This window comes from Chloroflexota bacterium, from assembly GCA_016875535.1.
Lineage (GTDB): Bacteria > Chloroflexota > Dehalococcoidia > SHYB01 > SHYB01 > VGPF01.
The window spans coordinates 86,063-111,484 of the sequence record VGPF01000002.1 but is presented as its reverse complement, the minus strand read 5'-3'; the positions used below and the strand labels follow the sequence as shown (position 1 = coordinate 111,484).

The following is a 25,422-nucleotide window of genomic DNA, read 5'->3' as shown; positions in this document are numbered from 1 at the left end:
TCGCATAGTGCAGGAACAACAGGCTCCCCGCGCGGGGAGCCTGTTTCTTTAGCGGACTGGTCTGGTGCCGGACGATGGATGTAGCGACTGAGGTCCTCAGGCGAAACGTGACCCCGGCTGTGGCGCTGGAGGCCATCGCGGCGTGGCTCCAGATGCAGTCCCGCGAGCTTACCGCCCGTCGCTGGGCGCCTGTCGGCAGAGTTGCCGGCGCCCTAACCCTGCGCAAGCCTCTGCGACATCCGCTTCAAACCGCCGTCCTCTTCCCGCCGCGCGCCGTGCGCTTTGTGATCCGCGAGATGTTCACCTCCAACGGCTTCGGGAACTTCGCCTCAGGCTCTGTGAACACCACCTCGCCGCAAGGGATGCAATTCCAGGCGGACGTCCACTTTTTGATGTGGCGCGAATTGAACCGGATGAAGCCGAGTCAGATGGGCGAGCACAGCCGCGACCAGGGGCCAAAGCTCATCTGGCCTGCGATGGCTGAAGCGGCGTTGGTTCAAGGGCTGCAGAACCCCATGCGGGCGGCAATCCTCAAAATTGGCGCCCGAGAGGCACCCGGTGGGACTGAAATCACGCTAGCTGCCCAGGGCCAGGAGGCGCGGATGTGGATGCGTCGGCTCCGGGGCTACCTGGACCGCACGAACGATGCGGAGCTGCGGATCGCGGGGGCGGTGATACGGTAAGGAGTAGCGCCCATTGTTCGCGCGGATGATTCATACCCATGGCTGAACCCGGGGAAATGGAGAGAGCAAGTCACCGCCAAAGCTATTGACACTCGAAGCCGCGCGAGGTATAGTTACTAGGTTCCACCCGCTCCTGTGCGGGTGGTTTGCGCCTCTGAGGGGTGCGCACCTTAACAAGAGAATAGTAGAAGGAATTAGGTAAGGTAAATCATTTCTGGCGAGTTTGATCCTGGCTCAGGACGAACGCTGGCGGTGTGCCTTATGCATGCAAGTCGCACGGATCCGAAAGGATTAGTGGCAAACGGCTGAGTAACACGTAAGCAACCAACCCTACAGTGGGGGATAATCCGCCGAAAGGCGGACTAATACCGCATTCGAGCCTCCTCTTCATGAGGATGCTGAAAGCCGCAAGGCGCTGTTGGACGGGCTTGCGTCCTATCAGGTAGTTGGCGGGGTAACGGCCCACCAAGCCGAAGACGGGTAACTGGTCTGAGAGGACGGCCAGTCAGACGGGGACTGAGACACGGCCCCGACTCCTACGGGAGGCAGCAGCAGGGGATTTTGCGCAATGGGCGAAAGCCTGACGCAGCGACACCGCGTGAGGGATGAAGGCCTTCGGGTCGTAAACCTCTTTTTTAGGGGACGAGATAGGACGGTACTCTAAGAATAAGCCTCGGCTAACTACGTGCCAGCAGCCGCGGTAATACGTAGGAGGCGAGCGTTGTCCGGATTTACTGGGCGTAAAGGGCGAGTAGGTGGCTGGATAACTCCTTGGTGAAATCTCCCGGCTTAACTGGGAGGGTGCCGAGGAAAGTGTTCAGCTAGAGGGACGCAGAGGAGAACGGAATTCCCGGTGTAGCGGTGACATGCGTAGATATCGGGAGGAACACCAGTGGCGAAAGCGGTTCTCTAGGCGTTTCCTGACACTGAGGCGCGAAAGCGTGGGTAGCAAACCGAATCAGATACTCGGGTAGTCCACGCCCTAAACGATGGATACTGGGTATGGGGGGTATCGACCCCTCCCGTGCCGAAGCATACGCGTTAAGTATCCCGCCTGGGGAGTACGGCCGCAAGGCTAAAACTCAAAGGAATTGACGGGGGCCCGCACAAGCAGCGGAGCGTGTGGTTTAATTCGATGCAAAACGAAGAACCTTACCTGGGCTTGACATGCTAGAAGTAGGAATCCGAAAGGTGGACGACCTGTAAAGTCAGGAGCTAGCACAGGTGCTGCATGGCTGTCGTCAGCTCGTGCCGTGAGGTGTTGGGTTAAGTCCCGCAACGAGCGCAACCCTTGTCTCGTGTTGTTTTCTCACGAGAGACTGCTCTGTAAAAGGAGAGGAAGGTGGGGATGACGTCAAGTCAGCATGGCCCTTACGCCCAGGGCTACACACACGCTACAATGGGAAGGACAGAGGGTTGCCAAACCGCAAGGTGGAGCTAATCCCATCAAACCTTCCCCCAGTTGGGATTGCAGGCTGCAACCTGCCTGCATGAACGTGGAGTTGCTAGTAACCGCAGGTCAGCTATACTGCGGTGAATACGTTCCCGGGCCTTGTACACACCGCCCGTCACGTCATGGAAGCCGATAACACCTGAAGTCGCCAGGCTAACCGCAAGGAGGCAGGCGCCGAGAGTGGGATTGGTGACTGGGACGAAGTCGTAACAAGGTAGCTGTACCGGAAGGTGTGGCTGGATCACCTCCTTTCTAGGGAGTCTTCCTCCGGAGCTTCGGCTCCAGAGGCTAGCTTCTAGGTCGGTCCTTCCGAGCGATCGGAAGGCACCTTTTTCTAAGTTTGATTGATGTAATAACTCGATCAAACTCCCAAAATGAACTTTTTACCCCTACTCCTTCTACTATCCTCCGGTTAAGGTGAACAAAAAGGGCCCGCCGATCCGGCGGGCCCTTTGCTTTTCCCAAGCCTCGTACGCTCGAAGCGCGCTACGAGGCGCTATCTTCGCTCTGTGCCTCGCCCCTTGCCGCCCTGGCGTCCGGCAGGACATGCTCCTCCATGATGCGCTCGAAGACGTCGTACGGCTGGCAGCCTTGGACCAGGAACTTGTGGCTGAAGATGAAGGACGGTACGGCGTAGATGTTGAACTGGCGCGCCAGGTCTATCTGGTGCTGGACTTCTTCCGAGTAGCGCCTGTCCGTGAGTGCCTGGCGCAGCTCCGCGGCGTCCAGCCCGCAGGCCGCGGCCACATCCGTCAAAACGTCGCTGTCGCCGATGTCCCGCGTCTCAACCCAGTAGGCCTTCATGAGGGCGTGGTGGAAGCCGTTGGCCTTGCCCTGGTCGCGGGCATATTCTGTGGCCTCCAGCGCCAGCCGGGAATTGGAGGTTCGCTCGCGGAAGCGCATCTCCACGCCGTCTTCCGCCGCCGCTTTCAGAAGGCGCTCGCGCCCCGCCTTTACGCGATCCGGGTCGCGGGTAAGGACGCGCCCCTCCGGCGGGATCTCGGGATGCAGCTCAAAGGCGCGCCACTCCACCTCTAGGCCGTACTGCTTCTCCAGCCGCTCGACCCGGTCCAGGGCGAGGTAGCACCAGGGTCAGATGTAGTCCGAGTAGACGATGAGCTTCAGAGGCATGCGCCTAGTATATCAGCGGCACGGTCCCTTCCGTCTTCGCCGAAGGCCGAGGCAGCTGCACCGGCCCCTTTTCGCGGGAGCAGAGGATGACCGTGGCGTTCCCGGGGGCCGTAACCTCGTGGCGCTCGTTCTCTCCCCACAGCTCCAGTTCAACGATGTGGTTGCCTTCCGGTGTCACGCTCTTCCCGGTGATCTTGCCCTTGAACCAAGTGGCATCGCCCATGAAGTTGAAGGCGCGGAACTGGCTGGAAAGCTTCCATAGCCAGGCGTCGTCGCCCATCCAGTTGGTGACCAGCTCGGAGAGGTAGACGCTGCGCATGCGGCCGAAATCATAGGCGCGCGGGTTGCCGATCTTCTGCGCCCAGGCGTCGTCCCAGTGCACCCGCTCGACGATGTCCGGCACGCCCCACTCGTTCAAGGAGTAGAACTTGGGATGGCGCGAGCGGTCTTTCCAGGCGTTCCTGGTGTGCTGCATGCCGCCGCCCCAGCCACGGCACCAGACGATCATATCTGTCAGCGTCATGGGGCCCTTCACTAGGGCCGGCAGGCTATCGCCCACCTTCACATCCTCCCAGTAGAGCACATCCGCCCCGCGACGGAATTGGTTCTTGTAGGCCTCGTCCATCTCTTTGATCTGCTCGACCGTGTAGCGCGTCCGCTCGATGTGCTTGTTCTTCCCCGTCTTCACCGCGGCATCCCGCTCCACTTTGATGAAATAAAAGCGGTCCGTGGCGACAAGCTCTCCACGCTGGTTGATGTAGTCGGAGCGGTACTTGGTGATGACGGAGCGGCCGCCGGAGAACTGGCTCCGCTCCTTCTCCACAACGTCATAGAGGTAGTAGCGGCGGATAAAGGAGTCCCCGGCATAGACAGGGGCGAACCACTCCCACTCGTCGCCTGAGAAGAACTCGTGGACCCCCGCCAGGGCGTGCTCGCCGCGCTTGCGGATCTCCGGCCGTATCTCCTTGACCTCGCTGACGCCGGTGGTCGTCAGAAACTCGGGGGAGGCGATCATGTTGCGCCAGCGCGTGCCCTTGGCGTATTCCGGATTGGTGTAGAGGGGGTTGTCACCGCCGTAGGACTCGACGAAGTGGCGCATGCTGTCAATGGCGGCGTACTCGTTGTAGGGCTTCTCCCTTGGCACAACGACTCCGATGCGCTCTCGGAACTTGGCGATGCCTTCGTCCGTGATCTTGGCGTGCGTGTCTGCCAACTGCTTTGCGAAATCCTGGGTAGTCATGGCGAACCTCACCGGATGGGGTCCGCCCAGTATAGGAGATGCAAGCAAGCCCGGGCAGGGCTGCCGGGGTAACTCGGTGCGTCCTCGGCTAGTTCATCGCCACGCAGGTGGTGGTGTTGCGAACGCCCGTCATCGGGCGGATGGACTTCCGGAGGAGGTCTGTGACCTCGGCCAGCTCCTTCGCCTTCACCTCGATCACGATATCGTAGGGGCCCATCACCTCGTGGACTTCTTTGACGCGTTTCAGCTTCTTCAGCTTGGCGTGAAGCTGCGCCGTGTGCTCCGGCTCCGTCGAAACGAGGATGTACGCTTTCACGGCCATGGCTAGTCTGTGCCTCCGGGGCGAGACTCCGATTTCGCCCTGCACTCGGGGCACGTGAGGCCCCAGCGCGTCTCGTGGTGGACGAATTCGTCCACCGTTGAATGAACGATCTTGCCGCACACGGGGCAGTGGTACTGGACGTTCTGTCCTTCGACTGCCACGCCGACGTCTGCATACCAGATGATGAGCTCCGCCCGGTGCCGTGGCGATTCGGCATGGCAGAGCTTGAAATGCTCCTGCGCTAAGAGTTCAAGGTCACGCATAGGGCTCTAGTGTAAAACAAAAGTGCGGAGGGGTAAACGGAAGGGACTCTAGATTTCCTCAACACCGATTTGCCGCAGGTAGTTGTAAGTACCGTCGTAGAATTCAGGTCGCCGGGTGTTATCTCTGGAGTCCCCCAGGGGGATGAATATTACCATGCCCTGACGAGCACGTGTTAGAAGCACACGATAAGAGTTCTTTCGATAGCCTTGCTGGACTGGACTCTTGATTTGCTTCCAGCTAAAGCCACTGAATGAGAGAGTGCGCCATGCTCCTTCGGTGAACCGAAAATCGGCATCCCATCCAACGATGGTCCAGTCGAGTTCAAGCCCTTGGACATCAAATTCTGTAGCAACTTCTTCAAGGTAATATGATGACCTAACATCGTATGATGGATTTAGGAACCAATTTGCTGGATTAATTTCTGCTTGAACTGTGATTCCTAAGGGTCTTAGCCGTTTGGCCCCTGACGAGGCAACCAATCCATAGCGCTCTGACCCTCGTGCGTTTGTCTTTACCCATTCTTTTGCTCTATCGAGGTTGCGTGTCAGCACTAGTGGGTATTTCTCTTTCAGTGCCTTTTTCATCTCGATTGAGGTAGCGATGTCGCAATCAAGCAAAGCCTTCACAAAATTGGAGACATGTTCAGATCGAAAAGATCTGATAGAAGTGGCCAAATGTAAGTGGTTATTGATATGCAACTTTGAAGGGTTGATGCTCTTGAAAAAAATCTCGTCTACGGCATATTCCGAGTCAGTAAGTCTATCAGAGACATGCACGTGCCAATCCGGAAATGTCGTAGCCAAGGCTTTGAACCATTCGGAGAGTCCTGCTTCACCGGTGTTAATTTCCTGGCCCCCGCCGACCAGGCAGATGACGACAGCCCAATTCTTGTGACGATTCACGTAGCTAATAAGGAACTGAGGTTCAGATTGCGAGAAATCGGCTTGCTTTCTTTTTCTTCTCATGAAGTCTGCAGTTTGCTCTTGACTCCACGCTCTTTGAGCCTCATCAAAGATAATCACTTTTTCCGTAGGTGGAGTCTCTAAATCTCTTAGACCCTCATCACGAAAGCGGTGGATTGGTTGGACGAACTCATTAACCTTCCGGAGGGCGCTTTTCTTCGTCGTTTTGATTTGTGACTCTTTAGTTGTAGATCTGGCTAGCGCCTCTTGAAGAACCTGAACCAAGGGGCCATTGCCAGAAAGAAAGGTGGCGTGTTCGTCAGTGGCCTGATTTTGTTGCGCTATAGCCAGGTTTAATCCAGCAAGCGTCTTGCCTGATCCTGGGACTCCTGTAACAAAGCAGATCGACTTCTGCGAGCTGGACTTCGCTTCTCTAATGATCAGTGACAGGGCATCCGTTGTCTCAGTAAGGTTTGCTGCGTCGGAGCGAGAAATCTCTAAGACGGCGTGGGTTCTGTAGAGCTCACACGCCGCTTCGATAATTGTCGGAGTAGGGCTGTAATGGGCTCGTTCCCAGGTAACCGGGTCTAGGTGTGAGGCTGGAACCTTCTTTAGCACCGACTTCATAACATCTTCGAATGTGCTTTGATTTGCTGGCAGACATTTAGAAACCATGTCCTCGGCAATGCGAACTTCAGTCTTTGCCGATTGAGCATGGGTATCAAAGAGGATTGGAATGATCGGGGCATCTCTGCTTGCGGAATGAAAGTACTTGAGGTCGAGGGCGTAATCGGTGACTTGTTCAATATCAGGAAGCTGGTGTTTTGCTTCTCCCGAACTGCGAACCTTAAATTCGATGACGAATATGATGCCATCTAGAATTATGATGTTGTCTATACGCTTCCCGATTCTTGGGATCGAGTACTCGAAGAGAATGTGGCCGCGTTGAAATGGGGGGAGAGTTCTTTGCAGAAGCCTAATTTGTTCCAGCCAGGCATTCTTCTGGTCGCCAGTGTCGTCGGAGGAACTAGCCGCAGCTAGCTTGCCTAGAATTTGGCTAGGTTCCTCCGTGAGGAATTTTGCTATCGAGTTTGAATAGAATGAACGTGCAACTGGTGTAGGCATTTCATTCACTCAATCAGCATCGCATCCCCAAAGCTATAGAAGCGGTACCGCTGTTCTATCGCCTCCCGGTAGGCCTTGTCAATCAAGGCCTTCCCCGCGAAGGCGCTCACCAGCATCAGCAGCGTTGACTTCGGCAGGTGGAAGTTCGTGATGAGGGCGTCCACCGCTCTGAAGGTGTGGCCCGGCAGGATATAGGTCGAAGTCCAGCCGTTCCAGGGGGCAACGCCTCCCGCCTTTGCCGCCGTCTCCAGCACCCGCGTCGTCGTCGTCCCCACCGCGATGATCCGCCCGCCCCGCTTGCGCCTCTCGGCGATGGCCCTTGCCGTCTCCAGCGGGAGCTCGCAGTACTCCTTGTGGATAACATGCTCGCGCGGGTCCGCCTCGTCCACTGGGCGGAAGGTATCCAGTCCAACATGCAGTGTCACGAAGGCGAACTTCACGCCCTGTTGCTGGATCCTTTGCAAAAGCTCCGGCGTAAAGTGCAGCCCCGCCGTCGGCGCCGCTGCGCTCCCCTTCACCCGGGCGTAGACCGTCTGATAGCGCTCCGGGTCGCTGAGGCGCTCCTGGATGTACGGCGGCAGCGGCGCATGCCCGCACTCCTCGATCACGCCTTCGTCGTCGAGTCGCACGATCACCGTGCCATCGCCACTCTTCGACTCGATTTCGAGGACGTACTGCTTTTTTGCCCCTTCGATCTCCACCTTGATGCCAGGGCCCAACCGCCTTCCAGGCTTGGCTAGCGCCTGCCAGCGCTTCGGTCCTATCCGGTGGAGCAGGAGAAGCTCTACCTTGCCCTGGGAGCCCGCCTTTCGCCCGAGGAGGCGTGCCGGGATAACCCGACTATCGTTGAAGACGAGCAGATCGTTGCTGCGGAGATAGGACGGCAGGTCGAAAAAGCGGCGGTGCTCGATGGAGCCGTCCCGGCGGTTCAGCACCAGCAGGCGCGAATGGTCGCGCGGCTCGATAGGTGTCTGGGCGATAAGCTCCGGCGGCAGATGGTAGTCGAAATCGGCCGTCCGGAGATCCTGCGGCACGGCGCTATCTAGCCTTGAGCGAGTGCGCCGCTGCCTTTACGGTGCTTGCCACCAGCATGGCGACGGTCATCGGTCCCACGCCGCCGGGGACGGGTGTGATGGCGGCGGCCTTTGTGCTGACGCTGGCGAAGTCCACATCGCCCACCAGGCGCGTGCCGCTCTTCGTTGTCGGGTCGTTGATGCGATTGATGCCGACGTCTATCACCACAGCTCCCGGCTTCACCATGTCGCCTTTCACCCACTGCGCCACGCCGGTGCTGACCACCAGGATATCGGCCTGGCGCGTGAAGGAGGCGATGTCCTTGGTGCGCGTGTGGCACATCGTCACGGTGGCGTTCGCCCCCTTCGCCTTTTGCACCAGGAGCAGCGCCAGCGGCTTGCTGACGATGTTGCTCCGCCCGCAGATCACCACGTGCTTGCCCTCAGGGTCGTGGCCGGTGCGCAGGAGCAATTGCTGGATGCCTGCGGCGGTGGCAGGCACGAAGATCGGCTCGCCTAAGGCGAGCCTGCCCATGCTGGCGGCAGTGAGGCCATCGGCATCCTTCTCCGGCGCGACCGTGTTCACCACCGTCCCTTCGTCTATGTGCGAAGGCAGCGGTAGCTGGACAAGGATGCCGTGGAAGCGAGGGTCTCGATTCAGCCCGCGCACCTTCTGCACCACTGCCTCCTGTGGCGACTCCTTCGGCATCCGGATCGTCTCGGCGAACATACCGATCTGCTCGCAGGACTTTGTCTTGTTGCGCACATAAACTTGAGATGCGGGGTTATCGCCCACCAGCACCGCGGCCAGGCCGGGCGTGAGGCCATTCTGCCTGAGCTTTGTCACCTCTTCGCCCGATTCCTTGAGAATCTGCTCGGAAATCGCCTTGCCGTCAATGATGCTTGCCATGTCTGCTCCCGTTGCCGTCAATGTTTCTTCATGAGCGCCACGCCATCTCCCAGAAAGCATATTCGTGGCGCGCGCTCGTGGCAAAGATGGTATCCAGTCGTTTCATCTGCGCCGCTGTGACGACCTTCCCGTGCCGGTTCAGGTAGCCGCGGAGCCAATCGGCCGTTGCCTTGAACTCGGGAGAGGCATAGCTGGCGATCCACTCGCGGTAGCGATTATTCGGTGAAAGGTCGCCCGTCTTCGCTAGGTGCAGCCCCACGTCGCTGTAGCCCCACTGGCAGGGCAAGAGCGCCGCCGCGATCTCCTGGATGGAGCCGGCCTTGGCGATTCGGATCAGATAACCTGAATAGGCGCTCGTGACCCTTGCCGGGTTGGTGCGCTCAAGGGCTTTCGCGCTGATGGCGAAGCCTGCGCAGTAGCGGCGGTGTAGCGCCATCTCCTGGGAGAGTGTCGCGTGCGCCAGTTCTGCGAACTTCGTCATGCCCTCATGGTCCGGCGCCTTGGCTGAAGCCAGGGAGAGCGCCCTGGCGTAGCCGATGAGGAAGACGTAGTCCTGCTTCAGGAAGTAGGTGAAGCGCTCCAGGGGCAGCGAGCCGTCGCCGATGCCGTGCACGAAGGGATGGCGAAGGTTCGCGCGCCAGAGTCCGGCGGCGTGTCTACGGAGGCGTTCGGCTAGTCCCATGAGCGCCATCATTATAGCGGGAGTTCGTTGGACTGACTCCAGGTGTGCCCATATAATGGCATGCAGAAGTGGAGGATAGGTTGAGCCGATTATCTGACACCATCGCTTCCGGGAAGTTCCTCGTCACCGCCGAACTTGCGCCCCCAAAGGGCACCGATATCCTAGCCCCGCTTGCCGCCGCCGAGCGGCTCAAAGGCATTGTTGACGCCTTTAACGTCACCGATCAGCAGGCCTCCGTTATGCGTGCCTCTCCCTGGGCGCTGGCCAAGGCCCTTCAGGATCGCGGCATCGAGCCCATCATGCAGATGACCTGCCGCGACCGCAACAGGGTCGTGATGCAGGGCGATCTTCTCGGCGCATCCATCCTCGGCATCAGCAATGTTCTCTGCCTCACCGGCGACCCTCCCGGCACCGGCGATCACCCTGAGGCGAAGGCCGTTAACGATCTGGACGTGGTCGCCCTTGTGGCGACTGTGAAACAGCTCAATTCGGGCAAGGACCTAGCGGGCAACAAGCTCCAAGGCACGCCTAACTTCTGCATCGGCGCCGTCGCGAACCCTGGCGCGAAGACCCAGGAGCCGGAGCTGGTCAAGCTCCGCAAAAAGGTCGCGGCAGGGGCGCAGTTCATCCAGACCCAGGCCGTCTACGAGCCGGGCCAATATGCCGCCTTCATCAAGCATGTGCCCGGCCTGGATGCCGCCATGATCCCCGGCATCATCTTCTTGAAGTCCGCCAAGCAGGCGCGGTACATGAACGAGAAGATACCGGGCATCCACGTGCCCGAGGCCTTGATCGCCGAGATAGACTCAGCGAGCGATAAGGAGGCCGCCTCTATCGCCATCGCCGCGCGCATCATCAGGGAGCTGCGTCCCATCTGCCGTGGCGTCCACATGATGGCCATGGGGTGGGAGCATCTCATCCCCGAGGCATTGAAGCAGGCGGGCCTGCGCTAGGGCGGCGCAACTATGCTGACCGTCGGCGTGGACATCGTCGAGATCCCCCGGGTGGAAGAGGCCATCGCCCGCCGGGGTGAAGCCTTTCTGAAGCGCGTCTACACGGAGATGGAGATCACGTTGTACCGCGACCGCATCCACGAGCTCGCTGTCCGTTTCGCCGCCAAAGAGGCCGTGATGAAGGCCCTTGGCACCGGCATCCGCGGCATCGGCTGGCGGGAGGTCGAAGTCCTGCCGAACCGCCGGGGCAAGCCCCTCGTCTACCTTCACGGCCGCGCCAAGGAGCGTGCCAAGCTCCTCGGGGTGAAGGAGCTGGCGATCAGCCTCTCTCACTCCAAGGAGTACGCCGTCGCCTCAGTCGTCGGGAGCGATAGATGAAGGTCGTGACGATAGACCAGATGCGGCGGCTCGAAGCGCGATGTGAGTCGAGCGGCATCTCCACGGATAGCCTCATGGAAAAGGCAGGGCTGGCCGTCGCGGAGGCGATGCGCAAGAGCATCGGGAGTCTTCAGGGCGAGCATATCGTGGTGCTCGTCGGCCCGGGGAACAACGGCGGCGATGGCCTCGTCGCGGCGCGCCACTTGAGCGATCGGGGAGCGAAGGTCCATGTGGTCGTCTGCGCCCCGCGCAGGGAGCCGGATGAGAAGATGGCCTCCCTGGCGGCGCGCGCGCTGGATATCGTGCCGCCTGAAAAGAGCCGCGCTGCTTTAGCCAAGCACCTTCCATCGGCCCGTGCCGTCCTCGATGCCTTGCTCGGCACCGGACGCGCCCGCCCTCTTCAAGGGGCGATACGCGATGCCCTGCGCCTGGTGTCGCAGGAGAAGGCCCGCCGTCGCGGGCTTTCACTCTTCGCTCTTGATCTTCCCACCGGCCTTGATGCTGATACCGGCGCCTGCGACCCCGCCACGCCCCACGCTGATCTCACGATAACCCTTGGCTTCCCCAAGGTTGGACTCTTCTGCGCCCCCGGCTCGGCGCGCGTGGGCAGACTGGAAGTTGTTGACATCGGGATCCCGCAGAGCTTCGCCAAGGACGTCAAGATCGAGTTGGCGACGCCTGAGTGGGCCAGGGCGCTCTTGCCGTCCCGTCCTGCTGATGCCAACAAGGGTACCTTTGGCCGAGTCCTGGTCTTTGCCGGGTCCGCCGACTATATCGGCGCGGCCTATCTTGCCTGCGCAGGCGCCCTGAGGGCTGGAGCCGGCCTTGTGACCCTGGCGACGCCCAAGAGCCTCTCCCCCCTTATCGCCAAGATGCTCCCGGAGGCGACGCACCTGCCTCTTGAGGAGACGGCTCACGGCGTCGTCCATGGCGAGGCTGCGGCGAACCAGATTCTGGAAGCAGCCGCTAGAGCTAGATATGACGCCCTCCTTATCGGCTGTGGTCTGGGCCAGCACCCCCAGGCGGAGACGGCGATAAGAAAGCTGCTTGCCTCTTTGCCGGCCTCCTTCAGGGGAAGGGTGGTCTTAGACGCCGATGCGCTGAATATCCTTGCGAGGATGCCCTCCTGGCCGAAAAGGACTCCCAAAGAGGCAATTCTGACGCCTCATCCCGGAGAGATGTCGCGACTTGCCAGGCTATCTGTGAAAGAGGTCCAGACAAACCGCTTCGGCATCTCAAAGAAGGTGGCCTCCTCATGGGGAAAAGTCGTCCTCCTGAAGGGCGCCTACTCCCTCACCGCCTCTCCTGGCGGCGCAGTTATCGTCAACCCGGTTGCCAACCCGGCCCTGGCCACCGCTGGCACAGGCGATGTTCTGGCCGGCGTGGTGGCGGCCCTCCTGGGGCAGGGCTTGTCCTCGGAGAAGGCCGCAGCCCTGGGGGCCTACCTCCATGGCGCCGCGGGTGAGCTGGTCCGCTCGGAGGTAGGCGACACCGGGGCCATCGCCTCAGACCTCCTTCAGAGGCTTCCCCGGGCCATCGCGGCGCTTCGGGGCTAGCTTTCCCCCTGGCCCACTGAAGCGGGCCGTTTGCACCCCCATCTCTGGAGTCCGTATAATCTCTGGGTTGCCACCGCGAGGACCTTCATGTTGCTTGCCATTGACATTGGGAATACGAACATCAACTACGGCGTCTGGGACGGCGAGAAGCTGCGCGCAACATGGCGCATGGCGACCGACGTTCGCCGCCAGCCCGATGAGTTCGCCGCGATGAGCATGCAGATCCTCCAGCACAACGGCCTTGCGCTCACCGATGTGAAGGCGGGCATCTTCAGCAGCGTCGTCCCGCCGTTGATCCCGACTTTCGAGGAAATCTTTCAGCAGTATTTCAAGGTCACCCCGGTTGTCGTCGGCACGGGGACGAAGACCGGGATGCGCGTCCTCTATGAAAATCCCCGGGAGGTTGGCTCCGACCGGATCTGTCATGGCGTCGCCGCTCGCAAGCTCTACGGCGCGCCGCTGATCGTGATTGACTTCGGCACGGCCACCGTGTTTGACGCGATAACCGCTGAAGGCGACTACCTCGGCGGCGCGATCGCGCCCGGGGTGAATCTCGCTGCGGAGGCCCTCTTCCAGCGCGCATCGAAGCTGCCGCGTATCGAGTTCGCCCGGCCGAAGGCGGCCATCGGACGCAACACGGTGGCCAGCATGCAGGCGGGGCTTTTCTACGGGTATGTTGGCCTCATCGAAGGGCTGGTTGCCCGCTTCCAGAAGGAGCTTGGCGGCGGCGCGAAGGTCGTGGCGACCGGGGGCCTTGCCCGGCTCATCGCCAGTGAAACGAAGGTGGTGGACCACGTGAACTATGACTTGGTGCTCATCGGCCTGCGCATCCTCTATGAGATGAACGAAAAGGCGGCAGGCGCTCGTGCTTAAGGGGAAACACATCGTCCTTGGCGTCTCCGGGAGCATCGCCGCCTACAAGGCCGCCGACCTGGCAAGCAAGCTCACCCAGGCGGGCGCCATCGTGGACGTAGTCATGACGCGTGAGGCGGAGAAGTTCGTCTCGGCCCTTACCTTCAGCAGTCTTACCCATCGCACCGTCCACCGGGAGCTCTTCGACCCTGATTCCGAGACGAGCGTTGAGCACGTAGCACTGGCGAACCGCGCCGATGTGGTAGCTGTCGCCCCCGCGACGGCAAACATCATGGCCAAGATGGCTCACGGCCTTGCCGACGACCTGCTGACATGCACGCTCCTCGCCACTGCCGCACCGGTCATCGTTGCTCCGGCGATGGACGGCCACATGTGGGATAGCCCGGCGACCCAGGAGAACGTCAAAACGCTTCAGCGGCGCGGCGTCCTCTTCATCGGCCCGGACAGGGGCTACCTCGCCTCGGGACTCTCGGGCGTCGGTAGACTTTCGGAGACGGCCAAGCTCCTTGGGACCATCAGCCAGGTCCTAGGCAAGCGCGATGGCGACCTTCGGGGCAGGCACGTGGTGATCACATCGGGCGGGACCCAGGAGCCGATAGACCCGGTCCGCGTCATCACGAACCGCTCCTCCGGCAAGATGGGCTACGCCATCGCCGAAGCGGCGCGCGACCGCGGCGCGAGGGTAACGCTGGTCACCGCGCCGACGGCCTTGCCCGACCCGGTGGGCGTTGATGTCGTTCACGTGGAGACGGCCCGCCAGATGCGCGATGCCGTCGCCAAGGTGGTGAAGGGGGCATCCGCGCTCATCATGGCCGCCGCAGTCGCCGATTACACGCCCGCATCCCCGGCCAAGTCTAAGATCAAGAAAAAGGATGCGGCATACGTTGTGGACCTCAAGCCCACCGCCGATATCCTGGCGACAGTCCAAGGCGGTCAGGTACGTGTGGGCTTTGCGGCGGAGACGGAGAATCTCATCGCGAATGCCAAGGCCAAGCTGCAGAAGAAACGCCTTGACCTTATCGTCGCCAACGATGTTTCGGCCAGGGATGCCGGTTTCTCTTCGGATAATAATCGAGTCGTCATCATAGATTCCCAGGGGAAGCAGGAGCCGGTGGCGCTGATGCCCAAGTATGAGGTTGCCCAGCGAATCTTGGACCGGGTCGCGGCGATCCTGCAGCGACGGAAGAAGTAGAAGGGACGTCTTTTATGGCGCAAATCACCATCATCGGCATGGGGCTTATCGGCACTTCGATCGGCCTTGGCTTAAAGAACGCGAAACAGGCGAGCATCAAGATCGTGGGCTACGATGTGGAACACGGCAATGCGCGCCAGGCCCACAAGAGGCTGGCTATAGACTCAGCCGAGGGCAACCTTCGCAATGCCGTCCGGAGCGCCGACCTCGTCATCATCGCGACTCCCGTCTCCGCGATCCGCGAGGTGCTTCAGGAGATCGGGAGGGAGATGCCCGCCCAGTGCGCCGTGACGGACACCGGGAGCACCAAGCAGCAGGTGATGAAGTGGGCCGAGGAGTTCCTGCCGAAGAGCGTGAGCTTCATCGGCGGGCACCCGATGGCGGGGAAAGAGACCTCCGGCCCGGAGGCGGGCGAGGCGACGCTCTTTCGCGATAAGGTCTGGTGTCTCTTCCCGAGTCGGGACGCCGCGGATTGGGCCGTCGAAGCGGTCGTCGGCATCGTTGAAACCATCGGCGGGAAGCCGTATTTCCTTGATCCCCAGGAGCACGATAGCTTCGTCGCCGCCGCGAGCCACTTGCCCATCGCTCTTTCATCGGCCCTGGTCTCGGCGACATCAAAGAGCCCATCGTGGCATGAGATCGCGCGCCTGGCCTCCAGCGGCTATCGCGATGTTTCGCGCCTAGCCGGGGGCGACCCGACGATGAATCGGGATATCTACATGACGAACGCCGAGGAGATCGGCGGGTGGATTGACCGCGCGATCACGGAGCTTCTCGAGCTGCGCAAGGCCCTGCGCGATAAGAACGAGGCGGCCCTGGCGCGCTACTTCGGCGCTGTCCATGAGGAGCGGGTGAAGTGGGAGGCAGGCGCAGTGACGAGCCCCGCCGCGGCCCCCGAGGTGAAGGTCCCATCCATGGGCCAGCAGCTTTCGACCGTCTTCCTGGGCGATCTTCTTGCGAAGAAGAGCAGGACCCTGATGGAGAGCTACGAAGAGCGCGCCGAGGGCAAAGGGAAGAGGGATGGGCGCTAACGAGCGGCCCGTCTCGACGCGCACCGTCACAAGCCCGCGCCTCCTGCGCGGCGAGGTTGTTGTCCCCGGGGACAAGTCCATCACGCACCGGGCCTTCATCTTCAACGCCATCGCCGGCGGGTCTGCAACGGTCACCAATCACCTTCGCGGCGAAGACTGCCTGGCGACGATGCGCTGTCTCCGCGCGCTGGGCGTGACGATCAAGGAGAAGGGCGAGGGGACAGCGCACATCACAGGGCGCGGAGGCCAAGGGCTGAAGCCTCCGAAGGAGACGCTGGACGCCGCCAACAGCGGCACGACGATGCGCCTGATGAGCGGGCTCCTGGCGTCGCAACCCTTCCAATCGGTGATCACGGGAGATGAATCGCTCAGGCGTCGGCCGATGGCGCGGGTGATCGAGCCGCTGCGCCTGATGGGCGCCGATATCCACGGCGCGGCGAACGATACGCTGGCGCCGCTCACTATCAGGGGCGGCAGGCTGCGCGGCATCCGCTACCGCATGCCGGTGGCCAGCGCCCAGGTGAAATCGGCGATTCTGATCGCGGGGCTTTTTGCCGAGGGCGAGACGACGGTAGAGGAGCCTGCCGTCAGCCGGGACCACACGGAGCGTATGTTCAAGGCGATGGGGGCGAAGATCTCCGTGGAGGGACTGCGAATCACTGTGCAGCCTGGCGTGCTGAAGCCGGTGGATGTAGCCGTCCCTGGGGATATCAGCTCCGCCGCCTACTGGATGGTTGCAGCCGCGATCCACTCCAACGCGAACGTTCTGGTCCGCGGGGTGGGCGTGAACCCTTCGCGGACGGGCGTCATTGACGTGCTGCGCGAGATGGGGGCAAAGATTTCCCTCGAGAGGGAGCGCCTTATCGGCGGAGAGCCCGTCGCCGATATCCGGGTCACGTCATCGCGGCTGAAGGGTGTGAAGATCGGCGGCGCCATCATCCCCCGGCTTATTGACGAGCTGCCGATCCTCGCCGTTGCGGCGGCGATGGCAGAGGGGGCGACGGAGATACGCGACGCCGAGGAGATGCGCACCAAAGAGAGCGACCGCATCGCGACGACGGCCTCCGAGCTGACGAAGCTGGGGGCGAAGGTGCGCGAGCTGAAGGACGGCATGGTGATCGAGGGAGGCGCGAAGCTTACGGGCGCGGTGTGGGAGAGCCACGGCGACCACCGGCTGGCGATGTGCGCGGCTGTGGCGGGGCTCGTGGCCTCCGGGAAGACGACCATCAACGAGGCGCAGGCGGTGGATGTTTCGTATCCGCGCTTCTGGGCGGACCTGGAGTCGCTGGCCGTTTAGCCTGTGCGCTTGATATGCCGCTCCAGGAAAGCGATGAGCCTGGCGAAGGCGTCTTCCGCGACCGCCTTATCGTATTGCTTGATCTCCTCGTTGAAGAAGCCGTGCCCGACGCTGGGGTAGCGGATACATTCGCGGGGCAGGCCGTGGCCTTTGCGGAGCGCTTCCATGAAGGTCTGGTGCGGGAGCGGCACCATCCAGTCTTTCTCTCCGAAGACGGTCATGACGGGGCATTTGATGGCGTGCACCAGGGAGAGGGGCTGCCTGGGGCGGCTGGCGTGCAGCTCAGGATAGATGATGACGGGGTAGAAGAGGAAGAGGGCGGCCACATCTTCGCCGGTCCCGGCGGTGAGGAGGCTATAGCGCGCGCCGAAGGAGAAGCCTCCCAGGGCAATGCGCTTGGGGTCAACACCGGGTTCGCTGCGAAGGCGAGCCAGGGCGGCCTGGACATCGCGGACGGCGCGCTCATCAGGGAAAAAGGACAGTTTGCGCGATTGTTCCCTGGAGGGCGGGTCTTGCCGGTCGCCATCGCCCCGGGAGAAGAGATCGAAGACGAGAACGGCATAGCCCTGCGCCGCCAGGCGACGCGCGGTGTCACGGACATGGCCTGTGAGGCCGTGCCGGTCATGGAGGAGGACGACGCCGGGGAGCGGCAGAGCGCTTTCCGGTGTGAAGAGCTCGCCGTGGAGTTCAGCGCCGTCTCCTGAGAGGGAGAGGCATTTCTGTGCGATGTGGGGCGTGTGGGGCATGGGGATGCGGCTTTTACAGCCACATCCTAGCGATGTGCAGCGTCGCCGCCAAGTGCCGGGGAACGCAATCACCCTCACTTTTCGCTGAGCTTCAGGGCAGGCGCCGGGTTGCCCCTACATTTTTGTTTTCCCTCCTTTTGTGTTGTTCCTGTCCGGTGATTTTGAGCGTCGCGCGGGCGGTCCGGTATGTGGTTCGAACTGCTATTGGTGGTTTGGGAAATGGGACATGCATCTCGGGCCGAGATTGCGAGACTCTAACGCGCCGGCCGCCGACCTTTCGACAGCCGACGCTGCATGCCCTGGTAGAAACCAGAGCTTGCCCACGGTGCCCTGAGCCGGTGCGACCTGGAGGCTGCGGCCGAGGCTGCAACGGCCAGGGCGCTCTTTCAAGCATGCACAGCGACTCACGTCTGCCGGTCAATCTCGCGTGTGAGCTATTCGATTGTGGTTACCGGACCGCCGCCATTATTCTGCTCCGACGTAGTTTCGCTCCGAAGCCGCCCGCGCGACGCTCTGTGCCCGCGCCATTGTGACTCAGGGCGGCCGACCCCGGTCGCGGGCAAAGAAAAGGGGAGGCGCTCGGCCAGCCGGTTCCACGCCCATGGAGCCAGGAACACAGCCAGTTTTTGCGCCTCCCCGGCTCTCTGTCCTGGCGAAGGCGTGGGCGTATCTCTACGCTCACAAGACAATACTATGCATAGTAGGCTTCTGTGTCAAGCGGTGTGCGGCGTGGTTGGGAGAGGCCGGTGTTTTCAGGGGAGACCTCTCCCCCGATGCCGCATCGGGGTCTCGAAGACTCGACCTTGGTCCCTCCCCTGAGAAGGGAGGGATAGGGGCTGCTGTGCAGCCCAGTGCGCGCTGGGTTGGGGGGCAACCCAGGGGAATGGGGTGGAGAGGGGCGCGTGGTGCGCCCGACGGGGAGGGGCTGGCCTCTCCGTTGAAATCGGAGCCCTGGGGGAAGGCCAGCCCCTACCAGGAGGATTTGGGTTGCGGGGGCAACCCACACGGCGTAGGTCCGTTCGTCGTGGCGATGAGGCGTGGCCGCTCCTCAGGGCGAGAGGGGGCGCACCTCTACCCGGGTGCGACGAATCGAAAGACTTGCCTCGGCGCTACAAGGCGAAGCGGTAGATGCGAGCGGCGTTGGCGCCGAGGATCTTGGCTTTGTCCGCTTCGGGGACGCCTGCGAACATGAGGGCGAGGCGTTCCCGGCTCCTGGGGAATGTGCCTTCCGGGTGGGGGTAGTCGTCGCCCCAGGTGAGGCAGTCCATGCCGATGAGGTGGCGCTGCTGGACGGCGAGGACGTCTTCCTGGAAGCTGAGGGCGATGTTGGTCCGGAAGAAATCGCTGGGGAGGGAGGCGCTGCGGAAGCGCGGCCAATCGGGGCTCGGCGGGCGCTGAGTGTATTCGTAGTCCATGGCGGTGAGGAAGTGCGGCGCCCAGGAGGCGCGATGCTCCAGGGAGACGACCTGGAGCTTGGGGAAGCGGTCAAAGACGCCGGAGAAGATCATGTGGGCGACGGAGACCTGGAACCAGTGGGCGGCGGTTGAGGTGAAGGGCGGCGATGACATCATGTTGCGCGCCCGCTCGCGGATGCGGATGGGCGAGTTGGCGCCTTGCCTGGCGCGGTGGGTGCCGATGTGGAGCGTCAGGGGGAGCTGGGCGTCTTGCGCGGCGGCCCAGAGGGGCTCGTACTTAGGCTGGCTGTACTGATCGCGATCGCCGGGATTGACGCTGATCATGGCCCCGGCGAGGCCGAGCTTGGCGGCGCGCTGGAGCTCCGCGACACCGGCGGCGACATCATCGGTATTGATCATAGCGACGGCTTTGATGCGCTTGGGATCCTCCTTGCAGAAATCGGCAATCCAGGTGTTATAGGCGCGGCAGACGGCATCGAAGAGGAGGCTATCTTCCAGCCGCCACATGACGAGGCCGGTGGTGGGGTAGACGACTTCGCCGTAGATGCCGTCGGCGTCCATGTCCTTAAGCTTTTCGCTTGCGATGTAGCCACCTTTGACGACCTCCGAGAACTTGGCCTCGCGGCGCATCTTCTCCAGGCTTTCGAAACGGAAGCCGGCGTCCGTGCCGCCGGTCATGGACATGAGCCAGAGGCCGTCGCAGACCCACCAATCGCCTTCGTCGTTATAGTCCACGCGGGGTGCGCGGTCGCGGTAGGCCTTCTCGATGCCCTTGGTCCAGAGGTCGGGCGGCTCGACGACGTGGGAGTCGCTGGAGACGATGACGGGCTTTGTCATGCTCGTGCCTTGGCGGGAGGCTTCGCTTTGGCGGCGCTCCCGTTCTTCCCGCCGATGGGCAGTTTGAAGGCGCGAGTGGGGTTGTCCACAAGGATCTTCTGCTTGTAGGCGGTGGAGAGCTTAGGGTTTGTGGCGATCATCTCGACATCCCTGGGCCAGGAGGTGTCCCAGTGGGCGTAATCGGAGGCGTAGCAGACGCAACTATCTCCCACCAACTCGGCGACGGCGTTGAGGAGAGGCGCGGGCTCGTCCGATTCGCAGGTGATGTAGCAGCGGCCATTTCGGAAGTATTCGGCGGGGTCTTCTTCATTGCAATATGCCTGGGGACGGAGCTTCTCCATGTGCTCCTCCATGCGGTAGAGCCACCAGGGGAGCCAGCTTGCCTGGCCTTCGCAGAAGACGACCTGCATGCCGGGAAAGCGATCGAGGACGCCATCGAGGATGAAGGCGCTGACGGCGCAGATCTGCTCGAAGGAGTGGGAGACCATGTGGGTGTGGATGAAGCGATCGAAGCGGTCCTGGCCGACGGATTCGATGCCCTTGGAGCCGGTTGCCGCGTGGATGCCGATGGGCACTTTGAGCCGGGAGGCCTCCGCCCAGAGGGTATCGAACATCGGGTCGCTGAGGGGGATGTTGCGGATGTTGGAGGTGACGCAGGCTCCGGGGAAGCCGAGCTGGGTGACGCAACGGCGGAGCTCTTCGGCGGCGGCCTCCGGGTGCTGGAGGGGCAGGACGGCGAGGCCGAAGAGACGATCAGGGTAGGGTTTGCAATAGGAGGCGAGCCAGTTGTTGTAGACTTTTGCCGCGGCGACGGCTAGACCGGCGTTGTCCCAGGTGGGGAGGGCGATGGCGTGGGATGGGAAGAGGACGGCGGCCCAGGTGCCGGCGCGCTCCATGTCCTTGATGCGGGCGTGGGGGTCCCACATGCCGGTGATCTCCGGGCTGCGCATGGAGAGGATGTCACTGGCGGGGCCGTGGAAGTGGGTCTTGGGATGGCCGGGGCCGGGGTTGCGGCGGACGCCTTTGAAGTTGACGAAGGAGGCGTCTTTGGGTGTGAGCTGGCCTGTGACGAGGCGACCCTTGGCATCGCGCTGGTGGTAGATGTTGGGTGAGCGGACGACGAAACTGCGATAGCGCTCGGGGAGTTCCTTTTCCCAGTTGATGAGGGCTTCTGAGACGTGGCCATCGGAATCAACGGCTTTGAATCCGTAGTTCATGACATCTCCTTAGAGAGAGACTCAGGCCGTGGAATGGGGGCAAATGATAGGGAGAGGGGTTTTGGTAAGTCAAGTAGAAGGGGTAGGAGTTGCTGGGGCAACTCAGACAGTGTAGGCCGGTTCGTCGTGGCGATGAGGCAGCGCCGCTCCTTAGGGCGAGAGAGGGGGAGATCATATCCGCGGGGCGAGTCATTGCTACAATGGAGTGCGATTTTCCCATGGCGACCCAGCACGCGGAACATGACATCGTTGTTGAGGGGCTGACGAAGCGCTTCGGCTCGCTGGAAGCGGTGAAGGATGTTTCCTTTGCCGTGAGGCGCGGAGAGGTGTTCGGCATCCTGGGGCCGAACGGCGCGGGGAAGACGACGGCACTGGAGTGCATCGAAGGGCTGCAGGAGCCGACAGCGGGGAAGACGCGCGTCCTGGGCATAGACACGGCGGCGGAGCCGTGGAAGGCGAAGGAGCGCATCGGCGTTCAGCTGCAGGCTTCGGCCTACTTCGACTACTTGAAGCTCCGAGAGATATTGGAGCTGTTCGGCAGGCTGTACGCGAAGCGGCTCTCTCCCGCCGAGCTGCTGGAGAAGGTGGGGCTGGCGGAGAAGATCGAGACGCCGGTGGTGAAGCTTTCCGGGGGGCAGCAGCACCGCTTCGCCATAGCGGCGGCGCTGGTGAACGACCCTGAGGTCATATTTCTAGATGAGCCGACGACGGGGCTTGACCCGCAGGCGCGCCGGAACCTGTGGGAGTTCATCCAGCGCATCCACGGCGAGGGGCGCACCGTGGTGCTGACGACGCACTATATGGAAGAGGCGCAGTTCCTGTGCCAGCGCGTGGCGATCATGGACCGCGGGCGCATCGTGGCGCTGGATACGCCGGAGCGCCTGATCAAAGGGCTACCGGTGCCGTACAAGGTGCGCATCAAGCTTGCCGAGGCCCAGCCGCCGGAGCTGTTCAAGGGTCTTGAGGCGGTGATGAATGTGCAGGCGGAGGCGGACGGCGCATTGACACTCGCCTCTTCGGACGCGGCGCGGACGCTGCCGGCGCTGATGGCGTGGTCGAACGCCAACGGGCGGCGGATAGACCACTTGGAAGTGGTGCGCGGCAACTTGGAAGACGTCTTTCTGACGATCACCGGGCGCGGGCTCAGGGACTGAGATGCTACTTTACCTGGTAGCCGCGAACCTGAAGATGCTCTTCCGCAACCGGCAGTCTATCTTTTGGGCCCTGCTCTTCCCGCTCATCTTCGTGGTGGTCTTCGGCCTTTTCAACCTGGACGAGACGCCGACGACGAAGGTCTTGGTGGTGGACTATTCCCGGGACCAACTCTCCAAGAGCCTGGTTAAGAGCTTGGACGACATCGAGACGCTGAAGATGGAGGAGGCGGCCGACGAGGCGAAGGCGAGGCAGGACTTGCGGGACGGGGAGCGTCGGTTCTTGCTCATCCTTCCCCAGGGACTGGGGGAGGATGTGGCGGCGAAGAGGCCGGTGAAGATCACGCTGATCTACGATGAGAGCAGCGCCGTATCCGCCGTCATCATCGGGCTGGTGCGGCGCTTCGTAGACGGGGCGAACCTGGAGCTTGCGGATGCGCAGCCGCTGTTGAATCTGGAATCGCAGGGCATCCTGTCCAGGCAGACGGGCTATTTCGATTTCCTCTTGCCGGGGTTCATCGGCCTTGGGGTGATGACCTATTCGATCATCGGGCTGGCATCGAACCTCGCCGTGTGGCGGGAGAAGAAGATCTTCAAGCGGCTGCTGGCGACGCCGCTGAGGATCCAGACGTTCTTCGCGGCGGTCATCGTCTCGTTCCTCGTCCTTTCGCTCATCCAGGCGGCTATCATCCTGGTCTCCGGGATGCTGCTCTTTGACGCGCATTTCTACGGCAACTATTTCTACCTCCTCGTCTTTGTTGTCTTTGGAAACTTGGTCTTTCTGAACCTGGGGTTCATCGTGGGGGCGTTCGCGAAGACGGTGAGCGCGGCGAGCGGATTGGGGAACGTGGTCTCGCTGCCGATGATGTTTCTTTCCGGGACGTTCTTCCCGACGGATACGCTGCCGGCCTTCCTGCGCTGGCTGGTGCAGTACCTGCCGCTTTCGCCGCTCTTGGAGGGGATGCGGGGTATCGCAACGGACGCCAGGCCGCTATGGGATTTCCCACAGGAGATGGCGATCCTGGGCGTGTGGATCATCGTGACGGCCTTCATTGCAGTGAAGGTCTTTAAGTTTCGGTAGGCTACGCCATTCAGAATTTTGAGGGCGCGCGCTCCGGTGCGGCTTCGATGCAGCATACGGTCCGATAGGTCCGGACTCGTAAGACCGAGAGTCCTTCAGCAAGGACCGCGCTTTCCCGACGGGATTGGGACGCCCCTACATCAGCCCGGATTGATTGCATCCGATCCGGAAAGAGCCCCGATCCTTCGGGGCATTTTTGTTCGAGGGGATCTGTGGGTGTCAGGCGGCGCGGCGGTTGATAGCCTGAGACTTGCGGGCGGAGATGACGTCTTTGGGGACTTCGTAGACGTTGCTGATGAGTCGGACGGCGCGGAGGGCGCGGATGAGGTAGGCGGAGAAGTCCACCTGCCACCGGGTGAGGCCGTGGTAGGCGGAGCGGGGGAAGGCGTGGTGGTTGTTGTGCCAGCCTTCGCCCATGGAGAGGAGGGCGACGAACCGGTTGTTGGTGCTGCGGTCCTTGCCCGTGGAGTAATCACGGCTGCCCCAGATGTGGCAGATGGAGTTGACGCTCCAGGTGACGTGATGCACCAGGAAGACGCGGACGAGGCCGCCCCAGATGAACCCGCTGACGCCGCCGATGAAGAAGGGGAGCAACATGCCCAGCACAGCCCACCAGAAGGCCGTTTTGCTGATGAAGCGGATGACGGGGTCTTGCATCTGGGCCTTGGCGTAGCGCTCAGGGTCGGCGCGGATGCCGCCGAGCATCCAGCCCATGTGGGCGTGGAAGAAGCCGCGCCAGCCGCCGACTTTGCCGGACTCGCTCCAATAGGGGCTGTGCGGATCGCCGACATCATCGGACTTGGCGTGGTGCTTGGAGTGGATGGCGGCCCAGCCGATGGCGGCACCCTGGATGGACCAGGTGCCGAAGATGAGGAGGATGGCTTTGACCACCGGGTTGGCATCGAAGCTGCGGTGGGTGAGCATGCGGTGGAAGCCGACGGTGACGCCGAAGGCGGTGGCGAGGTAGAAGCCGGCGAGGATGCCTAGGTCCTTGACGCCGATGCCGTTGTTCAAGGAGTAAACGGTGGCCCAGATGACGCCGGCAAAGGGGGCGATGACGAGAAAAAGAGTCGAGATGCGGATGAAGAGGAGTTCTCTATCCGGGTGACGCTCGTAGGTGGGTTTCATTTGTCCGCGTAGGAATTCGAACAACAGTCTCTCCCATACGTAGGTGTTCGGCTCATTATATCGGAGCGACGGTCACTGCAACCTGTATTTCCGCCTGAATCTGGGGGCAATTCTAGCGGGCGGGTACTAGGGGAGATAGCGAAGTGCTGCACTATTTGTGCATCATCGCAAGCCGAGGTAGCGGCGCTAGGCTGAGGCGGCAGGCGCGCGGCGGATGAGGGAGAGGCCATCGCGGATGGTGAGCATGACGACCTGGACGCGCTTGTCTTTGGCGATATGGTCGTTAAAGGCGGCGATGGCCTTGCTGCTTTCGTCCTTGGGGTCAAGGACACGGCCGCTCCAGAGGACGTTGTCCACTGCGATGATGCCCTTGGGCGAGAGGAGATCCAGGGCGCGCTCGTAATAGTTGATGTAGTTCGGCTTATCGGCGTCTATGAAAACGAAGTCGAAGGGGCCTTGGAGGGTCTTCATCGTCTCAAGGGCGGGCCCGAGCCTGATCTCGATCTTATGCCCGTGGGGGCTGCTGCTGAAGTAGCGGCTTGCGAACTCCCTGGCCTTGGGGTTCACGTCGCAGGTGATGAGCTTGCCGTCCGGCGGCAGCGCGGCGGCCATCATCAGGGCGCTGAAGCCGGTGAACATCCCCAGCTCAAGGACGCGCTTGGCGCTAGAGAGGGAGATGAGGTACTGGAGGAGCGTCCCTTCCAGCTGGCCGGAGAGCATCGCGGGCGATTCCATCGTTCGAAAGGTCTCGTCCGTCAGCTCCTGGAGGAGCTTGGGGACGGGCGTGGTGTGGCGCGCGGCGTAGCCTTCGATGTTTTCCGGGACGATGAAGCTGGCCATGA

23 protein-coding genes and 1 rRNA gene are annotated in these 25,422 nt (G+C 61.9%); 11 read left to right on the top strand and 13 right to left on the bottom strand.

Translation table 11 applies throughout. From position 1 onward, the window contains the following. Positions 1–74: 74 nt before the first annotated feature. Positions 75–683, top strand: coding sequence for a hypothetical protein (locus tag FJ039_01350; protein ID MBM4404821.1), 609 nt, complete (start codon positions 75–77; stop codon positions 681–683). 211 nt (positions 684–894) lie between these two features. Then, positions 895–2,390 (top strand): 16S ribosomal RNA (locus FJ039_01345). A gap of 232 nt (positions 2,391–2,622) precedes the next feature. Here FJ039_01345 and FJ039_01340 read toward each other — a convergent pair. From FJ039_01340 to tenA, 8 genes are all read right to left on the bottom strand, one after another. Next, entirely contained in the window at positions 2,623–3,210 is a 588-nt protein-coding gene (locus tag FJ039_01340; GenBank protein MBM4404820.1) for a DsbA family oxidoreductase, read from the bottom strand. Positions 3,211–3,271: 61 nt separating this feature from the next. Next, on the bottom strand, positions 3,272–4,507 hold the full coding sequence (locus FJ039_01335) for an acyl dehydratase (GenBank protein MBM4404819.1): 1,236 nt from the start codon (positions 4,505–4,507) through the stop codon (positions 3,272–3,274). Between the two features lie 88 nt (positions 4,508–4,595). Next, complete coding sequence (locus tag FJ039_01330; GenBank protein MBM4404818.1) at positions 4,596–4,829, bottom strand: Lrp/AsnC family transcriptional regulator; 234 nt, start codon at positions 4,827–4,829, stop codon at positions 4,596–4,598. Between the two features lie 2 nt (positions 4,830–4,831). Then, complete coding sequence (locus tag FJ039_01325; GenBank protein MBM4404817.1) at positions 4,832–5,092, bottom strand: hypothetical protein; 261 nt, start codon at positions 5,090–5,092, stop codon at positions 4,832–4,834. Between the two features lie 48 nt (positions 5,093–5,140). Further along, positions 5,141–7,120, bottom strand: coding sequence for a DUF2075 domain-containing protein (locus FJ039_01320; protein MBM4404816.1), 1,980 nt, complete (start codon positions 7,118–7,120; stop codon positions 5,141–5,143). Between the two features lie 5 nt (positions 7,121–7,125). Next, positions 7,126–8,154, bottom strand: coding sequence for a tRNA preQ1(34) S-adenosylmethionine ribosyltransferase-isomerase QueA (queA, locus tag FJ039_01315; protein ID MBM4404815.1), 1,029 nt, complete (start codon positions 8,152–8,154; stop codon positions 7,126–7,128). Between the two features lie 4 nt (positions 8,155–8,158). Continuing rightward, positions 8,159–9,043: a bifunctional 5,10-methylene-tetrahydrofolate dehydrogenase/5,10-methylene-tetrahydrofolate cyclohydrolase gene (locus FJ039_01310; GenBank protein ID MBM4404814.1), complete on the bottom strand. Its 885-nt coding sequence runs from the start codon at positions 9,041–9,043 to the stop codon at positions 8,159–8,161. Positions 9,044–9,071: 28 nt separating this feature from the next. After that, positions 9,072–9,737 (bottom strand): thiaminase II, encoded by a 666-nt coding sequence (gene tenA / locus FJ039_01305; protein ID MBM4404813.1) that lies wholly within the window; start codon positions 9,735–9,737, stop codon positions 9,072–9,074. A 56-nt stretch (positions 9,738–9,793) separates the two neighbouring features. On the opposite strand from tenA, the gene FJ039_01300 reads away from it, so the two are divergent. The 7 genes from FJ039_01300 (at position 9,794) to aroA (ending at position 17,005) form a co-directional block, all read left to right on the top strand. Further along, entirely contained in the window at positions 9,794–10,678 is an 885-nt protein-coding gene (locus FJ039_01300; protein ID MBM4404812.1) for a 5,10-methylenetetrahydrofolate reductase, read from the top strand. Positions 10,679–10,690: 12 nt separating this feature from the next. Next, entirely contained in the window at positions 10,691–11,056 is a 366-nt protein-coding gene (acpS, locus tag FJ039_01295) for a holo-[acyl-carrier-protein] synthase (GenBank protein ID MBM4404811.1), read from the top strand. Continuing rightward, entirely contained in the window at positions 11,053–12,612 is a 1,560-nt protein-coding gene (locus tag FJ039_01290) for an NAD(P)H-hydrate dehydratase (protein ID MBM4404810.1), read from the top strand. Before acpS ends, FJ039_01290 begins: the two co-directional genes overlap by 4 nt. Before the next feature lie 87 nt (positions 12,613–12,699). Beyond that, positions 12,700–13,485 carry a type III pantothenate kinase gene (locus FJ039_01285; GenBank protein ID MBM4404809.1) on the top strand — a complete coding sequence of 262 codons (786 nt, stop codon included), beginning with the start codon at positions 12,700–12,702 and terminating at the stop codon, positions 13,483–13,485. Continuing rightward, positions 13,478–14,677 (top strand): bifunctional phosphopantothenoylcysteine decarboxylase/phosphopantothenate--cysteine ligase CoaBC, encoded by a 1,200-nt coding sequence (coaBC, locus tag FJ039_01280; protein ID MBM4404808.1) that lies wholly within the window; start codon positions 13,478–13,480, stop codon positions 14,675–14,677. Before FJ039_01285 ends, coaBC begins: the two co-directional genes overlap by 8 nt. A 14-nt stretch (positions 14,678–14,691) precedes the next feature. Then, positions 14,692–15,708, top strand: coding sequence for a prephenate dehydrogenase/arogenate dehydrogenase family protein (locus tag FJ039_01275; protein MBM4404807.1), 1,017 nt, complete (start codon positions 14,692–14,694; stop codon positions 15,706–15,708). Continuing rightward, on the top strand, positions 15,698–17,005 hold the full coding sequence (aroA, locus tag FJ039_01270; protein ID MBM4404806.1) for a 3-phosphoshikimate 1-carboxyvinyltransferase: 1,308 nt from the start codon (positions 15,698–15,700) through the stop codon (positions 17,003–17,005). Before FJ039_01275 ends, aroA begins: the two co-directional genes overlap by 11 nt. Here the strand turns inward: aroA and FJ039_01265 are convergent. The 3 genes from FJ039_01265 to FJ039_01255 form a co-directional block, all read right to left on the bottom strand. Continuing rightward, a complete protein-coding gene (locus FJ039_01265; protein MBM4404805.1) occupies positions 17,002–17,751 on the bottom strand; it encodes a dienelactone hydrolase family protein in 750 nt (249 codons plus the stop codon). The genes aroA and FJ039_01265 overlap by 4 nt on opposite strands. A gap of 1,109 nt (positions 17,752–18,860) precedes the next feature. Beyond that, on the bottom strand, positions 18,861–20,003 hold the full coding sequence (locus FJ039_01260; GenBank protein MBM4404804.1) for an amidohydrolase: 1,143 nt from the start codon (positions 20,001–20,003) through the stop codon (positions 18,861–18,863). Then, positions 20,000–21,220 carry an amidohydrolase gene (locus FJ039_01255; GenBank protein ID MBM4404803.1) on the bottom strand — a complete coding sequence of 407 codons (1,221 nt, stop codon included), beginning with the start codon at positions 21,218–21,220 and terminating at the stop codon, positions 20,000–20,002. The genes FJ039_01260 and FJ039_01255 overlap by 4 nt, the downstream gene beginning before the upstream one ends. Before the next feature lie 200 nt (positions 21,221–21,420). Between FJ039_01255 and FJ039_01250 the strand changes: the two genes are divergently transcribed. Both FJ039_01250 and FJ039_01245 read left to right on the top strand, forming a co-directional pair. Then, positions 21,421–22,374: an ABC transporter ATP-binding protein gene (locus tag FJ039_01250; protein ID MBM4404802.1), complete on the top strand. Its 954-nt coding sequence runs from the start codon at positions 21,421–21,423 to the stop codon at positions 22,372–22,374. A gap of 1 nt (position 22,375) precedes the next feature. After that, positions 22,376–23,452 (top strand): ABC transporter permease, encoded by a 1,077-nt coding sequence (locus tag FJ039_01245; protein MBM4404801.1) that lies wholly within the window; start codon positions 22,376–22,378, stop codon positions 23,450–23,452. 219 nt (positions 23,453–23,671) lie between these two features. On the opposite strand, the gene FJ039_01240 is transcribed toward FJ039_01245, so the two are convergent. Both FJ039_01240 and FJ039_01235 read right to left on the bottom strand, forming a co-directional pair. Further along, positions 23,672–24,580 (bottom strand): acyl-CoA desaturase, encoded by a 909-nt coding sequence (locus FJ039_01240; protein ID MBM4404800.1) that lies wholly within the window; start codon positions 24,578–24,580, stop codon positions 23,672–23,674. A 186-nt stretch (positions 24,581–24,766) separates the two neighbouring features. Beyond that, a complete protein-coding gene (locus tag FJ039_01235; GenBank protein ID MBM4404799.1) occupies positions 24,767–25,420 on the bottom strand; it encodes a methyltransferase domain-containing protein in 654 nt (217 codons plus the stop codon). Positions 25,421–25,422 lie beyond the last annotated feature (2 nt).

Coding starts and splice junctions, on each gene's coding strand:
- FJ039_01350 (MBM4404821.1), top strand. CDS start 75: ATGGATGTAGCGACTGAGGTCCTCAGGCGAAACGTGACCCCGGCTGTG.
- FJ039_01335 (MBM4404819.1), bottom strand. CDS start 4,507: ATGACTACCCAGGATTTCGCAAAGCAGTTGGCAGACACGCACGCCAAG.
- FJ039_01330 (MBM4404818.1), bottom strand. CDS start 4,829: ATGGCCGTGAAAGCGTACATCCTCGTTTCGACGGAGCCGGAGCACACG.
- FJ039_01325 (MBM4404817.1), bottom strand. CDS start 5,092: ATGCGTGACCTTGAACTCTTAGCGCAGGAGCATTTCAAGCTCTGCCAT.
- FJ039_01320 (MBM4404816.1), bottom strand. CDS start 7,120: ATGCCTACACCAGTTGCACGTTCATTCTATTCAAACTCGATAGCAAAA.
- FJ039_01310 (MBM4404814.1), bottom strand. CDS start 9,043: ATGGCAAGCATCATTGACGGCAAGGCGATTTCCGAGCAGATTCTCAAG.
- tenA (MBM4404813.1), bottom strand. CDS start 9,737: ATGATGGCGCTCATGGGACTAGCCGAACGCCTCCGTAGACACGCCGCC.
- acpS (MBM4404811.1), top strand. CDS start 10,691: ATGCTGACCGTCGGCGTGGACATCGTCGAGATCCCCCGGGTGGAAGAG.
- FJ039_01290 (MBM4404810.1), top strand. CDS start 11,053: ATGAAGGTCGTGACGATAGACCAGATGCGGCGGCTCGAAGCGCGATGT.
- FJ039_01285 (MBM4404809.1), top strand. CDS start 12,700: ATGTTGCTTGCCATTGACATTGGGAATACGAACATCAACTACGGCGTC.
- FJ039_01275 (MBM4404807.1), top strand. CDS start 14,692: ATGGCGCAAATCACCATCATCGGCATGGGGCTTATCGGCACTTCGATC.
- aroA (MBM4404806.1), top strand. CDS start 15,698: ATGGGCGCTAACGAGCGGCCCGTCTCGACGCGCACCGTCACAAGCCCG.
- FJ039_01265 (MBM4404805.1), bottom strand. CDS start 17,751: ATGCCCCACACGCCCCACATCGCACAGAAATGCCTCTCCCTCTCAGGA.
- FJ039_01260 (MBM4404804.1), bottom strand. CDS start 20,003: ATGACAAAGCCCGTCATCGTCTCCAGCGACTCCCACGTCGTCGAGCCG.
- FJ039_01255 (MBM4404803.1), bottom strand. CDS start 21,220: ATGAACTACGGATTCAAAGCCGTTGATTCCGATGGCCACGTCTCAGAA.
- FJ039_01250 (MBM4404802.1), top strand. CDS start 21,421: ATGGAGTGCGATTTTCCCATGGCGACCCAGCACGCGGAACATGACATC.
- FJ039_01245 (MBM4404801.1), top strand. CDS start 22,376: ATGCTACTTTACCTGGTAGCCGCGAACCTGAAGATGCTCTTCCGCAAC.
- FJ039_01240 (MBM4404800.1), bottom strand. CDS start 24,580: ATGAAACCCACCTACGAGCGTCACCCGGATAGAGAACTCCTCTTCATC.
- FJ039_01235 (MBM4404799.1), bottom strand. CDS start 25,420: ATGGCCAGCTTCATCGTCCCGGAAAACATCGAAGGCTACGCCGCGCGC.